This is a genomic window from Rathayibacter sp. AY1C5 (assembly GCF_002931705.1).
Lineage (GTDB): Bacteria > Actinomycetota > Actinomycetes > Actinomycetales > Microbacteriaceae > Rathayibacter.
The window spans coordinates 65,844-79,358 of record NZ_PSWD01000005.1 but is presented as its reverse complement, the minus strand read 5'-3'; the positions used below and the strand labels follow the sequence as shown (position 1 = coordinate 79,358).

Genomic DNA, 13,515 nt, shown 5'->3' with positions numbered 1-13,515 from the left:
CCGAGGCGGGGGCGTCGGCAGCCCCCCGTCACTGTAGCGGAGGGGTGCGCGCGCCCCGCGCCGTGTGACGCCGCCGGTCAGCTCAGCGAGACCAGGCTCTCGACGCCGAGGACGAGCTGCACGTCGAGCGAGAGCGCCGCCGAGAGGCAGAGGGCCGCCGCGAGCAGTCCGACGCGCGCCGGGAGTCCCCGGCGGCGGCCGAGCAGGACGGCGGCGACGAAGCAGGCGACCGGCAGCACCAGGCCGAGCAGGAGCACCGCCCAGCCCGTCGGATCCAGGTCGGTGCCGAGGGAGGCCGCGTAGCTGCGCAGGCCGATCAGGTTGCCGACCGCCTCCCAGACGTCCCAGGCGAAGAAGAGCGCGAACACCACGGCGACGAGGACGGAAGCGGCCAGGCGACGGCCGGGCCGGTCGCGCCGGCCGGTCCCGCCGAGGGTGGCCCGGGTCGAGTCGGTCATCAGGCCCCCTTCAGGAACGGCAGCGGAGCGAGGAGGACGAGTCCGGCGACCAGCCAGAGCACGCGGGTGCGCACCCGGGAGTCGCGGGTGGCGAGGAGCACCACGGCGAACCACACCGGCGGCGCCAGGACCGCCAGCCAGAGCCCGAGCGAGTAGAGGGCGCCGCCGAGCGCATCGCCCGCGAAGCCGGCCGCGGCGACCGGCGACTGCCGCGTCGCCGTGATCGCCCAGGCGATGGCGTACAGGAGGTAGAGGCCGGCCGCGATGCCCGCCGCGATCAGTAGAGCGGACGAGGACGCGGCCTCGTCGTCGGGGTCCTCGACCTCGGAGTCGTCGTCGTCCGAGCCGTCGTCCGCCGGGCCCGCCCCCGCGACCGTGCGGGGCGTCCGGCGCACGCGCGCCGTCCCCGCGGCGAGCGTCGGGTCCGCGCCCTCGCCCGCCCACTCCAGGGCCTCGTCGTCCGCGTCGTCCTCCGGGACGGCGTCCGGCCCGCGGTCCGCCGGCGGGGTCGCCGCGTCGTCGTCCTCCGGGGAGCGGCCCGGTCCACCATCGATCACCGCAACACCCTAGCCGCGCGCACCTCGCAGGAGGCTCGGAGCCCGCCGCCGCCTCCCCGACACCCGGCGGACACCCCGCGTCCTCCCCCGGGGGCGAGGCTGAGCGGATGGACGACCGCCGCCGCCGCTTCGTCGCCCTCGGCGACTCCTTCACGGAGGGGGTCGGCGACCCGCACCCGCGCCTGCCGAACGGGGTGCGCGGCTGGGCCGACCGCGTCGCCGAGCGCCTGGCGAAGGCCGAGCCGGGCTGGGAGTACGCGAATCTCGCCGTCCGCTCGAAGCGCCTCGCCCAGATCACCGAGGACCAGCTCGCGCCCGCCCTCGCGCTCCGCCCCACCCTGATCACGCTGTACGCCGGCGGCAACGACATCCTCGACCTCGGCACCGACACCGTCGATCTGATCACCCGCTACGAGGCGCTCGTCGACGCGCTCGCGACCACCGGCGCCTCCCTCGTGCTCTTCACCGGCGTCGACATCCCGGGACTGCCCGCCCCGCGGATGTTCCTGCGCCGCAACCACCTCTACAACAGCGCCGTCCGCCGGATCGCCCGCGAGCGGGGCGCGATCCTCGTCGACTACTGGGCGATGCGGGAGTTCCACTCCCCCGTGCTCTGGTCGCCCGACCGGATGCACCTCTCCAAGCGCGGCCACCGCGTCCTGGCCGGCCGCGTGCTCGACACGCTCGGCGTGCATCACACGATCTCGACCGGGCCCTGGGACGCCCCCGAGCCGCTCCGCCTCCGCGCACGGCTGCGCGAGCAGCGCCGCTGGGCGGCCGACTGGGTCCTCCCCCTCGTCGGCCGCAAGCTGCGCCGGGTGACGCTCGGCGACCACCTCTCGCCCCGGTGGCCGGACCCCGTCCTCGTCCCGCCGAAGGGCGGTCTCCGCCGTCTCGTCCGCGAGCTCGAGCGGTAGGCGCGCCCCGGACGCGGAGGAGCCCCGGCCCGGCGAGGGGATCCCGGTGGACGGGTCCCTCGTCGGGCCGGGGCTCCCCCGGTCGACGCGGTGCGACTAGCGCGCGACGCTGCCGTCGGTGTAGTCCTCGTCGGTCTGCTTCCAGGCGAAGAGCTTGCGCAGCTCGCGGCCGGTCTCCTCGATCGGGTGCTTCTCGCCCTTGGCGCGCAGCTCCTGGAACTCGGGTCCGCCCGCGTCCTGGTCGCCGATGAAGCGCTTCGCGAAGGCGCCGCTCTGGATGTCGCCGAGGACGGCCTTCATGTTCTCCTTCACGCGCGGGTCGATGACGCGCGGGCCGGAGACGTAGTCGCCGTACTCGGCGGTGTCGGAGACGCTCCAGCGCTGCTTGGCGATGCCGCCCTCCCACATGAGGTCGACGATGAGCTTGAGCTCGTGCAGCACCTCGAAGTAGGCGATCTCGGGCTGGTAGCCGGCCTCGACGAGGGTCTCGAAGCCGTACTGGACGAGCTGCGAGGTGCCGCCGCAGAGCACGGCCTGCTCGCCGAACAGGTCGGTCTCGGTCTCCTCGGTGAAGGTGGTCTTGATGACGCCGGCGCGGGTGCCGCCGATGGCCTTCGCGTAGGACTTCGCGGTCTCCCAGGCGGTGCCGGTCGCGTCGTTCTCGACGGCGATGATGTCCGGGATGCCGCGGCCGGCGACGAACTCGCGGCGCACGGTGTGGCCGGGGGCCTTCGGCGCGATGAGGATGACGTCGACGCCCGCGGGCGCCTCGATGTAGCCGAAGCGGATGTTGAAGCCGTGCGCGAAGGCGAGGGTCTTGCCCTCGGTCAGCGCGGAGGCGATCTGCTCGCTGTAGATCGCGCGCTGGTGCTGGTCCGGCGCGAGGATCATGATCAGGTCGGCCCAGGCCGCGGCGTCGGCGACGCTCTTGACCTCGAAGCCGTCGTCCTCGGCCTTGGCGGTCGACTTCGACCCCTCCTTCAGCGCGATGACGACCTGGACGCCGGAGTCGCGGAGGTTCTGCGCGTGCGCGTGGCCCTGCGAGCCGTAGCCGACGATCGCGACCTTCTTGGACTGGATGATGGAGAGGTCGGCGTCGGCGTCGTAGATGAGCTCGGTCACGTGGTGAGTCCTTTTCTGTAGTGGAGAGTTCGCGGTCAGTTCTTGAAGACGCGCTCGGTGATCGACTTGGAGCCGCGCCCGATGGCGAGCAGGCCCGACTGCGCGATCTCCTTGATGCCGTAGGGCTCGATCACCCGCAGGAACGCGTTGGTCTTGCCGGTGTCGCCGGTGACCTCGATCACCAGGGCGTCCGTCGCGACGTCGACCACGCGGGCGCGGAAGAGCGTGACGGCCTCGAGCACCTGCGAGCGCGTGACGTTGTCGACGCGGACCTTGACGAGCAGGTGCTCGCGCTGGACCGACTGGTCGGTGTCGAGCTCGACGATCTTGATCACGTTGACGAGCTTGTTGAGCTGCTTCGTGACCTGCTCGAGCGGCAGGTCCTCGACGTCCACGGCGACCGTGATGCGCGAGAGCCCGGCCAGCTCGGTCGGACCGACCGCCAGCGACTCGATGTTGAAGCCGCGGCGGGCGAACAGCCCGGCGACACGGGTGAGCAGTCCCGGCTTGTCCTCGACGAGCAGGGAGAGAACGTGGTGCGTCATGCGGGTCTACTCCTCGTCGTCCCAGGTCGGGCTGTGGTCTCGGGCGTACTGGACGTAGCTGTTGGAGACGCCCTGCGGGACCATCGGCCAGACCATGGAGTCGCGGCTGACGACGAAGTCGATCACCACGGGCCGGTCGTTGGTGGCGATGGCGAGGCGGATGGCGTCGTCGATCTCCTCCGGCTTCGTGACACGGATGCCGAGCGCGCCGTACGCGTCGGCGAGCTTCACGAAGTCGGGCACCCGGACGGTGTCGTGACCCGTGTTGAGGTCGGTGTTGGAGTAGCGGCCCTCGTAGAACAGGGTCTGCCACTGGCGCACCATGCCGAGCGAGGAGTTGTTGATCACCGCGACCTTGATCGGGATGTCGTTGATCGTGCAGGTGGCGAGCTCCTGATTGGTCATCTGGAAGCAGCCGTCGCCGTCGATCGCCCACACGGTGCGCTCGGGCTCGCCGACCTTGGCGCCCATCGCCGCGGGCACGGAGTAGCCCATGGTGCCGGCGCCGCCGGAGTTCAGCCACGAGTTGGGGCGCTCGTACTTGATGAACTGCGCCGCCCACATCTGGTGCTGGCCGACGCCGGAGGCGAAGACGCCCTCGGGGCCGGTGATCTCGCCGATGCGCTTGATGACGTACTGCGGCGAGAGCAGGCCGTCGTTCGGCTCGGTGTAGCCGAGCGGGAACTCCGTCTGCAGGCCCTTGAGGTAGCTCCACCACTCGGAGGTGTCGGCGCGGCCGTCGGCGGAGGCCTTGGCGAACGCGTCGGTGAGGTCCGGGAGGACGTCCTTCAGGTCGCCCACGATCGGCACGTCGGCGGTGCGGATCTTGGAGATCTCGGCCGGATCGATGTCGACGTGCACGACCTTGGCGTGGGGCGCGAAGAGCGCCGCCTTGCCGGTCACGCGGTCGTCGAAGCGCGAGCCCAGCGCGAGGATCAGGTCCGCCTCCTGCAGCGCGAGCACCGCGGGGACGGTGCCGTGCATGCCGGGCATGCCCAGGTGCTGCTCGTGCGAGTCCGGGAACGCTCCGCGCGCCATCAGCGTGGTCACCACGGGGGCGCCGCAGGCCTCGGCGAACGCCTTCAGCTCGGCGGCCGCGCGGGCGCGGATGATGCCGCCGCCCACGTAGAGCACCGGCTTCCGCGACTCGACCAGCAGCTGGGCCGCGGCCTGGATCTGCTTGCCGTGGGCCTTCGTGACCGGACGGTAGCCGGGCAGGTCGATCTTCGGCGGCCAGAGGAACGGCGCCTGGTCCTGCTGCGCGTCCTTCGTGATGTCGACCAGCACGGGGCCGGGGCGGCCGGTGGTGGCGATCAGCGCGGCGGAGGCGAGGGCCGAGGGGATGTCCTCGGGGCGCGTCACGAGGATGGAGTGCTTCGTGATCGGCATCGTGATGCCGACGATGTCCGCCTCCTGGAACGCGTCGGTCCCCATGAGCGTCGAGAACACCTGGCCGGTGATCGCGAGCATCGGGACCGAGTCCATGTAGGCGTCCGCGATCGCGGTGACCAGGTTGGTCGCTCCGGGGCCCGAGGTCGCGATGCAGACGCCGAGCTTGCCGGTCGCCGAGGCGTAGCCCTCGGCGGCGTGGCCGGCGCCCTGCTCGTGGCGGACCAGGATGTGCCGGATCTTCGAGGAGTCCATCAGCGGGTCGTAGACCGGGAGGATCGCGCCGCCGGGCAGGCCGAAGACGTCCTCGATCCCGAGCATCTCGAGCGAGCGGACGACCGCCTGCGCTCCGGTGAGGACCTCGGCCGCGGGGGCGGCCCCGGGAGCGGAGGCGGGTCGGGGTGGCTGGGGCGTCGGTGCGGGCTGCACGGCGGACGGATCCGGAGTCATGCGGGTGTCGATTCCTTCAGGAGGTGGTGCGGCGGCGGGCAGAGCCGGAGGCGAGTGCCCGGGAACGCGAGTGCGCGGCCGGCCGGAGCGGGCCGGGTCACCCGGTGACGGCGCCCTCGGCTGCCGAGCGGACGAGCTTGGCGTACTTGGCGAGGACACCGCGGGTGTAGCGCGGAGGGAGAGGGGCCCAGCCTTCTCGGCGGGCGGCGAGCTCGGACTCGTCGACGAGTAGGTCGATCGAGCGAGCGGCGATGTCGACCCGAATCGGGTCTCCGTCGCGAACGAATGCGATGGGACCTGCGTCCACCGATTCGGGAGCTATGTGGCCGATGCACAGGCCGGTTGTGCCGCCTGAGAATCGTCCGTCCGTCAACAGTAGTACATCTTTTCCGAGCCCGGCCCCCTTGATGGCGGCGGTGATGGCGAGCATCTCGCGCATGCCGGGACCGCCCTTGGGGCCCTCGTAGCGGATGACCACCACGTCGCCCTTCTCGATCCGGCCCTCGGTCAGAGCGTCCATCGCGGCGCGCTCGCGCTCGAACACGCGGGCCGGACCCTCGAAGACGGAGGCGTCGAAGCCGGCGGTCTTGACGACCGCGCCCTCGGGGGCGAGCGAGCCCTTGAGGATGGTGAGCCCGCCGGTCGCGTGGATCGGGTTGTCGAGGGTGCGGATGACCTCGCCGTCCAGCGGTGCGATGTCCATCGCGGCGAGGTTCTCGGCGACCGTTCTCCCGGTGACCGTCAGGCAGTCGCCGTGGAGCAGCCCGGCGTCCAGGAGCGCCTTCATCACGGCCGGGACGCCGCCGTGGCGGTCGACGTCGTTCATGACGTACTTGCCGAAGGGCTTGAGGTCGCCGATGTGCGGGATCGTGTCGCCGATGCGGTTGAAGTCGTCGATCGTGAGGTCGACCTCGGCCTCGTTGGCGATCGCGAGCAGGTGCAGGATGACGTTGGTCGACCCGCCGAAGGCCATCGCCACCGCGATCGCGTTCTCGAACGCCTCCTTGGTGAGGATGTCGCGGGCCGTGGTGCCGTTGCGCAGCAGCTCGACGACGGCCTCGCCGGACTTGCGGGCGAAGTAGTCGCGGCGGCGGTCGGCGGCGGCGGGCGAGGCGGAGCCGGGCAGGCTCATGCCGAGCGCCTCGGCCACGCTGGCCATGGTGTTGGCGGTGTACATGCCGCCGCAGGAGCCCTCGCCCGGGGCGAAGGCGCACTCGATGCGCTTGGCGTCCTCCTCGGACATGATCCCGGCCTTGACGCCGCCGACGGCCTCGAAGGAGTCGATGATCGTGATGTCCTTCTCGGTGCCGTCCGAGAGCTTGACCCAGCCCGGAGCGATCGAGCCGGCGTAGACGAACACGGCGGCGAGGTCGAGGCGGGCCGCGGCCATCAGCATGCCGGGCAGCGACTTGTCGCAGCCGGCCAGCATGACGGTGCCGTCCAGGCGCTCGGCCATCATCACGGTCTCGACGGAGTCGGCGATGACCTCGCGGGAGACGAGCGAGAAGTGCATGCCCTCGTGGCCCATCGAGATGCCGTCCGAGACGGAGATGGTGCCGAACTGGAGCGGGTAGCCGCCGCCGGAGTGCACGCCCTCCTTCGCGGAGCGCGCGAGGCGCTCGAGCGAGAGGTTGCAGGGGGTGATCTCGTTCCACGAGGACGCGATGCCGATCTGGGGCTTCTCCCAGTCGTCATCGCCCATCCCGACCGCCCGCAGCATCCCGCGCGACGTCGTGGCCTCGATGCCGTCCGTGACGGTGCGCGAGCGGGGCTTCCAATCGATTTCCGGCATGCGATGAGGCTACCGCCTCGCGCGCGGTGCCCCTGCTCGCCGGGCGGACCCGGACCGGCCCGCGCACCCGTTCCTGCCCCGGCCTCCGGCAGCGGCACCGGATGCGGACGTCCCCGCGGATCTCCGACTCGTCGCGAACGGCCGCTCCCCGCGTCGGCGGACGGCCGTCCTCGGCGAGTCGGCGATCCGGGACCCGCCGACGCTGACCGCCGGAAGGGGGCTGCTACTCCGCGCGCAGGTCGGCCAGCAGCCGGAGTGCGTGCGCGACCTGCTCGGGACCGCGGACCCGGTAGGAGGCCGCGGTGGTGCCCTCGCCGCTCTTGATGCCGACGTCGCCGGAGCCGAGGACCGCGAAGGCGTCCTCGTCCGTCACGTCGTCGCCCGCGTAGAGGACGGCGGTCGCGCCGGTGTAGCGGCGGAGGTGCTGCACGGCCTCGCCCTTGGTGGTCGAGCGGACCGAGAACTCCAGGACGTTCTTCCCCTCACGGACGGTGACCCCCTGCACCTCGGCGCGCGCCTCGGAGAGGGCGACGACGTGGGCGACGCGGCTGTGGCGCTCGGTCGCGAGGCGGGTGTGCAGGGCGAAGCCGGCCGGCTTGTCCTCGATCCAGACGTTGTCGATCCCGCGGGCGATGCCCTTCAGGACGTCCTCGAGCACTCCCACCTTCTCGAGCTCGTCGTCGTCGAGCCGGACCGCGTCCTCCTCGGGGTCGAGGCGGATCTCGATGCCGTGGGAGCCGACCAGCAGCGCCTCGTCCGGCAGCTGCGAGACCTCCTCCAGGCTCCCGAGCGCCCGGCCGGAGACCAGCGCGACCCGGGTGCCGGGGAGGGCGAGGAGCCGCAGCACGGCCTCGCGCGCCTCGGGGAGCGCCCGCGCGCGGGCGGGGTCGTCGACCTCGGGCGCGAGTGTGCCGTCGAAGTCGAGGGCCACCAGGAGCCGGTCGGCCGCGGCGAGCTCCCGCAGCGCCGCCGCGAGCCGCTCGGGCACTCCCTCGCTCATCGCGCGCCGCCGTCGAGCTCGCGGTCGTCGGCGGCCTCCCGCTCGAGCTCGGCCGCCTGTCCGTGCGCCGAGTCGTCGCGGTGCTCGGCCTCCTGGCCGTGCGGCGCCTCCTGCCCGCGGGCGGCGGGCCGCACGTCGAGCTGCTGGCCGGCCGCGTGCTCCGCGAGAGCGGAGAGGAACGACTCGGACCAGCGCGCCACGTCGTTCTCGAGCACGCGGCGACGGAGCGCGCGCATGCGCCGGGTGCGCTCGACGCGCGGCATCCGCGCCGAGGCCTCCATCGCGTCCTTCAGCCCCGAGATGTCGTGCGGGTTCACCTGCACGGCCTGCTTGAGCTCGTCGGCCGCTCCGGCGAACTCGCTCAGCACGAGCACGCCGTCGTTGTCGAAGCGGGACGCGACGTACTCCTTCGCGACGAGGTTCATCCCGTCGCGCAGCGCCGTGACGAGCATGACGTCGGCGGCGAGGTAGAGCGCCACCATCTCCTCGCGCGGGTAGCCGTGGTGGAGGTAGCTGATCGCCGGGTGCCCGAGCGTGCTGTAGTCGCCGTTGATCCGGCCGACCTGCAGCTCGATGTCGTCGCGCAGCTGCCGGTAGGTGTCCACGCGCTCGCGGCTCGGGCTCGCGACCTGCACCAGCACCGCGTCCTCGGAGGTGAGGCGGCCGTCCGCCAGGAGCTCGCCGAAGGCCTTCAGGCGGTGGCCGATCCCCTTGGTGTAGTCGAGCCGGTCGACGCCGAGCATGATCGTCGCGGGGTTGCCCAGCTCGGCGCGGATCTCGGCGGCGCGGGCCTGGATCTCGGGGGTGCGCGCCATCGCCTCGAACGACGCGGAGTCGATCGAGATCGGGAAGTGCCGGGCGACGACCGGGCGCACGCTCGCCCCGCGCCGCGAGCGGTTGACGCGGCGGGTGCCGCCGACGGCCTCCTCCTCGACCGGGACCTCGACGACCGTGCTGCGGGTGTCGTAGCCCAGCAGGCGCCGGACCGCGCGCAGGAAGCTGCCTGCGTCGCCCTGGCGCTGGAAGCCGATCACGTCGGCGCCGAGCAGGCCCTCGACGATCTGCCGGCGCCACGGGAGCTGCGCGAAGATCCCGTAGGGCGGGAACGGGATGTGGTTGAAGAAGCCGATCGTGACGTCGGGCCGGAGCTCCCGCAGCATCTTGGGCACGAGCTGGAGCTGGTAGTCCTGGACCCAGACCACGCCGTCCTCCTCCGTCACGGCCGCGGCCGCCTCGGCGAAGCGCTGGTTGACCCGCACGTAGGCGTCCCACCAGTCGCGGTGGTAGGTCGGGGGCGCGATCACGTCGTGGTACAGCGGCCAGAGCGTGTCGTTCGAGAAGCCCTCGTAGTAGTCCTCGAGCTCCTGCGCGCTGAGGGCGACGGGGACGATCTGCACGCCGTTGTCGACGAACGGGGCGACCTCCTCGTCGGCCACGCCGGGCCAGCCGACCCAGGCGCCCTCGTTCGCGCGCATCACGGGCTCGAGCGCGGTGACCAGCCCGCCGGGCGAGGTCTTCCAGGACGCGGTGCCGTCCTCGGCCACGACGCGGTCCACGGGGAGGCGGTTCGAGACGACCACGAACGCGTTGCGCTCGGTCCCTCCCGAGGTCCCGGCGTCGGTCCTGTCAGCGGCGGAGGAGGCGGAGGCGGAGTGCGGAGGAATGGTGGTCCCTTTTCGTCGGTCGAGCCGTCGTCGTGCCCGTCGAGGCTATCAGCCGGCCCCGCTCGGGGGACGGGGGATCAGCCCTGCACGAGGGCGAGGGCGAGCGTCGCTCCGCCCACCGTCGGGACGACCGCGACGAGTCCGAGGAGCGCGTACTGGCGCCACGAGACGTGCACGCCCAGCGCGGTCAGCCTCTGGTGCCAGAGCAGGGTGGCGAGCGAGGCCCACGGGGTGATCAACGGTCCGGCGTTCACGCCGATCAGCAGGGCGACCAGGCGGAGCGGATCCGCCGCGACGGGCTCGAGGGCGAGGTAGGCGGGCAGGTTGTCGACCAGGTTGGAGGCGACCGCGCCGGAGCCGGCGAGGCGCAGCAGGTCGAGCGTCCCGCTCCCCTCCCCCGCGACCACGGCGAGCGCCGCGCCCAGCCCGAGCTGGTGCGCCGCCTCCATCGCCACGAAGAGGCCCGCCGCGAAGACGACGAGCTGCCACGGCAGGAGGGCGGGCGTGAGCGCCGCGGGACGGCGCACCGCGAAGAGGACGATCAGCGCGACCGCGGCGACCGTCGCCGGGATCCACACCTCGAGGCCCGAGACGAGCGCCGGCAGGAGCAGCGCCACGACGGTCCCCGCGCCGATGAGCAGCACCCGGTCCTCCACCGGCGTCCGCTCCCCCGGGGTGTAGCGCCCGGCCAGCTCGCGCCGGTAGCGGATCGCGAGGATCAGCACGGGCACGACGGCCGCGACGAGCGCGGGCACCGCGGTCAGCGCGGCGAAGGCGAAGGGGCCCTCGACCCCCAGGCGCCGCTGCGCGAGCAGGTTGGTGAGGTTCGAGACGGGGAGGAGGAGGGAGGCGCAGTTCGCCAGCCAGACCGTGGCCATCGCGAACGGCAGGGGCGGGACGCGCACGTGCGCCGCGAGCAGGACCACGACCGGGGTCAGGAGCACGGCGGTCGTGTCGAGCGAGAGGAACACCGTGCTGACGACGGCCATCGCCACCACCAGCAGCCAGAGCACCGCGGTCCGCCCGCGGCCCCACTCGGCGGAGCGCTCGGCGACCACCGTGAACACGCCGGCCTCGGAGGCCAGCTCGGCGACCACGGTCACCGCGACCACGAAGCCGAGGATCGGCGCCGTCCGCTCGACCAGCTCGCCCAGCGCGTCCATCGGGAGGACCCCCGTGACGACGGCCACCGCCCCGACGACGAGCAGCACCGCCCCGATCACAGCCGTGCGCATGTCGTTCCCGTTCTCCTCGGCGTGCCCCGGCTCGAGGATTCGGGTCCCGGCGGCGGTCCACCGTAGCGGGACAACCCCTCGGTGCTGTCAAGCGTTCCTCTGAGAGCTTTCGCACCCGCTAGCGTCGGGGTGAACACGGGAGGCACACGCATGCGCAAGTTCATCCTCAACTCCAGCGTCATCAGCGCGATCGTCGGCGGCTGGTCGATCCTGCAGACCACGCGCAAGGGCCCGCGCGACTGGCGCCTGGCCCTCCAGTGGGTCAGCTGGGCCATCTCGGTCACCGTCGCCCTGGGCTCCGTGTCCTACGACTCGAAGGAGATCGTCAAGGAGGAGCGCGGCAAGAAGCGCGACCGCTAGGCCCTCCTGACGCGCCGCCTCCCCGCGGGGCGGCGTGTCAACCGGTCTCCCGACCCGGTGGCGGCGACACTGTTCCCAGTCGCTGCCGGCACGGGAAACGGGGTTCGTCATGAGGTTTCGTCTGAGGCGTCGCAAGGCGGCCCCCGAGGTCGTCGAGGCGGCCCCCGTCCTCACGCAGGACGAGCTCTTCGCCGTCGTCCACGAGCGCCTCGCGGCCTTCGTCGGATCCGAGGGCGCCTGGGTCGTCACGCGCCGCAGCCACGACGACCGCGACCCGATCTTCCACGGGATGCTCGCGCGCTCCCTCGCCCACGAGCTCTCCGCCGCCATCCAGGAGGAGCAGCTCCGCGCCGGCGCCGAGCGGACGTCGTCCCCGGTCACCGAGGCGATCCCCGTGATGCGCGCCTCCACTCCCCCGGTGGAGCCGGCCGCCCTCACCTGGGAGCCGAAGCCGATCGCCGTCTGGGCGGAGCCGGCCCCCGCCGACGTCGCCGTCGACACCCCCGTCGCGACCCGCTCCTGACCCGAGCGGTCGGCCGGCGGGCTCGCCCTCCGGCCGACCCGACGAGCGACGTCGCCCTTCCCGCTGATCGAGGAGGCGGCGCGGCCGCCGTCTCGAGATCCCCGTAGCCGCCCCTCCCCCGGCCGCCCGTCAGAGCGTCGGCCAGCTCCCGGGTCCCTCGCTGCCCGCCGGGTACTCGTCGAGCGGCACCCGGTCCGCGTGCCACGCGTCGATCGCGGGCTGCACGATGCGCCAGCACTCCTCTGCGGCGTCCCCGCGGACCGAGAGCGACGGGTCGTCGTCGAGGATCCCCGAGATGACCTCGCCGTACGCCAGCAGCTCGCCCGCGCCGAAGGTCGCCTCCAGCGAGGCGCGCTCGAGCGTGTACGGGTCGCCGGGGCCGTTGATGTTCAGCTCGAGCGACATCTGGTCGGGCGCGAGGAACAGCCGCAGCACGGACGGCGCCTCGGTGCCCACGAAGCCGCGGGGCAGGTGCGGCACCGGCTTGAAGCGGATGACCACTTCGCGCCGCCGCTCCCCGAGCGCCTTGCCGGAGCGGAGGGTGAACGGCACGCCGGCCCAGCGCCAGGTGTCGATCTCGACGACCAGCTCGGCCAGCGTCTCGGTCCGGCGAGCGGGGTCCACCCCCTTCTCGTCCGCGTAGGCGGGCAGCTCGCGTCCGTCGATCGTCCCCGCTGTGTAGCGGGCGCGGCGCGAGCTCGCGGCGGGGTCGTCGCCGTGCAGGCGGGTGGCGCGCAGGACGATCGACTTCGCGTCCCGGAGGTCGGCCGCGTCGAGCGAGGACGGCGGCTCCATCGCGATCACCGCGAGGACCTGCAGCAGGTGGCTCTGGATCATGTCGGTCAGCGCGCCCGCGCCGTCGTAGTAGCTCGCCCGCCCCTCGAGGGCCAGCTGCTCGTCGTAGACGATCTCGACGCTCTCGATGTGCTCGGCCGACCACAGCGGCTCGAGGATCCGGTTGGCGAAGCGCAGGCCGAGCACGTTCATCACGGTCGCGCGGCCGAGGAAGTGGTCGACGCGGTGGATGCGGTCCTCGGGGACCAGCGCGGCGAGGCGCTGGTTGAGGGCGTGCGCGCTCGCCTCGTCGGTCCCGAACGGCTTCTCCAGCGCCAGCACGGTGCCCTCCGGCAGGTCGTGGGCGGCGAGCGCCTCGCAGGCCTTCGCCGCGATCGCCGGCGGGAGGGCGAAGTAGACCGCCACCGGACCGGCGCAGCTCGCGAGCAGTGCGGCGAGCGCCTCCGGATCGGTGACGTCGACCTGCTGGTAGCGCGTGCCGGAGGTGAGCGCGTCCACGCCCTCGCCCTGCGCCTCGACGGTGGCGAAGGAGGCGGTCAGCACCTCGTGCCAGTGCTCCTGGGTCCAGTCCTCGCGTCCCGCGCCGACGAGGTGGACCCGCCGGTCGGTCTCGCGGGTCAGCAGCTGGCCGACGGCGGGGAGGAGGAGCCGCGAGGACAGGTCCCCCGTCGCTCCGAGGATGAGCAGGGTCGAGACGGTCTGTGCCAT

Annotated in this window: 13 protein-coding genes; 3 read left to right on the top strand and 10 right to left on the bottom strand. The window is 72.7% G+C overall.

Annotated features, from left to right (window positions below; all coding sequences use genetic code 11):
- Positions 1 to 77: 77 nt before the first annotated feature.
- Both C5C57_RS06245 and C5C57_RS06240 read right to left on the bottom strand, forming a co-directional pair.
- On the bottom strand, positions 78 to 458 hold the full coding sequence (locus tag C5C57_RS06245; protein ID WP_104223536.1) for a hypothetical protein: 381 nt from the start codon (positions 456 to 458) through the stop codon (positions 78 to 80).
- Positions 458 to 1,015, bottom strand: a complete 558-nt coding sequence (locus C5C57_RS06240) for a DNA polymerase III subunit gamma/tau (RefSeq protein ID WP_104247449.1) — start codon at positions 1,013 to 1,015, stop codon at positions 458 to 460. The genes C5C57_RS06245 and C5C57_RS06240 overlap by 1 nt, the downstream gene beginning before the upstream one ends.
- Positions 1,016 to 1,122: 107 nt before the next feature.
- On the opposite strand from C5C57_RS06240, the gene C5C57_RS06235 reads away from it, so the two are divergent.
- Entirely contained in the window at positions 1,123 to 1,932 is an 810-nt protein-coding gene (locus C5C57_RS06235) for an SGNH/GDSL hydrolase family protein (RefSeq protein WP_104226248.1), read from the top strand.
- A gap of 96 nt (positions 1,933 to 2,028) precedes the next feature.
- Here the strand turns inward: C5C57_RS06235 and ilvC are convergent, their stop codons facing one another.
- The 7 genes from ilvC to C5C57_RS06200 form a co-directional block, all read right to left on the bottom strand.
- On the bottom strand, positions 2,029 to 3,054 hold the full coding sequence (ilvC, locus tag C5C57_RS06230) for a ketol-acid reductoisomerase (protein WP_104223539.1): 1,026 nt from the start codon (positions 3,052 to 3,054) through the stop codon (positions 2,029 to 2,031).
- Between the two features lie 35 nt (positions 3,055 to 3,089).
- Positions 3,090 to 3,599, bottom strand: a complete 510-nt coding sequence (gene ilvN / locus C5C57_RS06225; RefSeq protein ID WP_104223540.1) for an acetolactate synthase small subunit — start codon at positions 3,597 to 3,599, stop codon at positions 3,090 to 3,092.
- Positions 3,600 to 3,605: 6 nt separating this feature from the next.
- The gene (locus C5C57_RS06220; RefSeq protein WP_104247450.1) at positions 3,606 to 5,438 is read right to left on the bottom strand and encodes an acetolactate synthase large subunit; all 1,833 of its coding nucleotides are present in this window, start codon (positions 5,436 to 5,438) and stop codon (positions 3,606 to 3,608) included.
- Positions 5,439 to 5,535: 97 nt separating this feature from the next.
- Positions 5,536 to 7,230, bottom strand: coding sequence for a dihydroxy-acid dehydratase (gene ilvD, locus C5C57_RS06215; RefSeq protein ID WP_104233215.1), 1,695 nt, complete (start codon positions 7,228 to 7,230; stop codon positions 5,536 to 5,538).
- A 223-nt stretch (positions 7,231 to 7,453) separates the two neighbouring features.
- A complete protein-coding gene (otsB, locus tag C5C57_RS06210) occupies positions 7,454 to 8,230 on the bottom strand; it encodes a trehalose-phosphatase (protein ID WP_104226245.1) in 777 nt (258 codons plus the stop codon).
- A complete protein-coding gene (locus C5C57_RS06205) occupies positions 8,227 to 9,810 on the bottom strand; it encodes a trehalose-6-phosphate synthase (protein ID WP_104226244.1) in 1,584 nt (527 codons plus the stop codon). The genes otsB and C5C57_RS06205 overlap by 4 nt, the downstream gene beginning before the upstream one ends.
- Positions 9,811 to 9,971: 161 nt before the next feature.
- Complete coding sequence (locus tag C5C57_RS06200; protein WP_104247451.1) at positions 9,972 to 11,129, bottom strand: SLC13 family permease; 1,158 nt, start codon at positions 11,127 to 11,129, stop codon at positions 9,972 to 9,974.
- 150 nt (positions 11,130 to 11,279) lie between these two features.
- Here C5C57_RS06200 and C5C57_RS06195 point away from each other — a divergent pair, with 150 nt between their 5' ends.
- Entirely contained in the window at positions 11,280 to 11,489 is a 210-nt protein-coding gene (locus C5C57_RS06195; protein WP_104223546.1) for a hypothetical protein, read from the top strand.
- A 109-nt stretch (positions 11,490 to 11,598) separates the two neighbouring features.
- The gene (locus C5C57_RS06190; protein ID WP_104233213.1) at positions 11,599 to 12,012 is read left to right on the top strand and encodes a hypothetical protein; all 414 of its coding nucleotides are present in this window, start codon (positions 11,599 to 11,601) and stop codon (positions 12,010 to 12,012) included.
- Between the two features lie 129 nt (positions 12,013 to 12,141).
- On the opposite strand, the gene C5C57_RS06185 is transcribed toward C5C57_RS06190, so the two are convergent.
- Positions 12,142 to 13,515 (bottom strand): glucose-6-phosphate dehydrogenase, encoded by a 1,374-nt coding sequence (locus C5C57_RS06185; RefSeq protein WP_181065465.1) that lies wholly within the window; start codon positions 13,513 to 13,515, stop codon positions 12,142 to 12,144.

Coding starts and splice junctions, on each gene's coding strand:
- C5C57_RS06220 (WP_104247450.1), bottom strand. CDS start 5,438: ATGACTCCGGATCCGTCCGCCGTGCAGCCCGCACCGACGCCCCAGCCA.
- C5C57_RS06235 (WP_104226248.1), top strand. CDS start 1,123: ATGGACGACCGCCGCCGCCGCTTCGTCGCCCTCGGCGACTCCTTCACG.
- C5C57_RS06195 (WP_104223546.1), top strand. CDS start 11,280: ATGCGCAAGTTCATCCTCAACTCCAGCGTCATCAGCGCGATCGTCGGC.
- ilvN (WP_104223540.1), bottom strand. CDS start 3,599: ATGACGCACCACGTTCTCTCCCTGCTCGTCGAGGACAAGCCGGGACTG.
- C5C57_RS06200 (WP_104247451.1), bottom strand. CDS start 11,129: ATGCGCACGGCTGTGATCGGGGCGGTGCTGCTCGTCGTCGGGGCGGTG.
- ilvD (WP_104233215.1), bottom strand. CDS start 7,230: ATGCCGGAAATCGATTGGAAGCCCCGCTCGCGCACCGTCACGGACGGC.
- C5C57_RS06245 (WP_104223536.1), bottom strand. CDS start 458: ATGACCGACTCGACCCGGGCCACCCTCGGCGGGACCGGCCGGCGCGAC.
- C5C57_RS06190 (WP_104233213.1), top strand. CDS start 11,599: ATGAGGTTTCGTCTGAGGCGTCGCAAGGCGGCCCCCGAGGTCGTCGAG.
- otsB (WP_104226245.1), bottom strand. CDS start 8,230: ATGAGCGAGGGAGTGCCCGAGCGGCTCGCGGCGGCGCTGCGGGAGCTC.
- C5C57_RS06185 (WP_181065465.1), bottom strand. CDS start 13,515: ATGGCACAGACCGTCTCGACCCTGCTCATCCTCGGAGCGACGGGGGAC.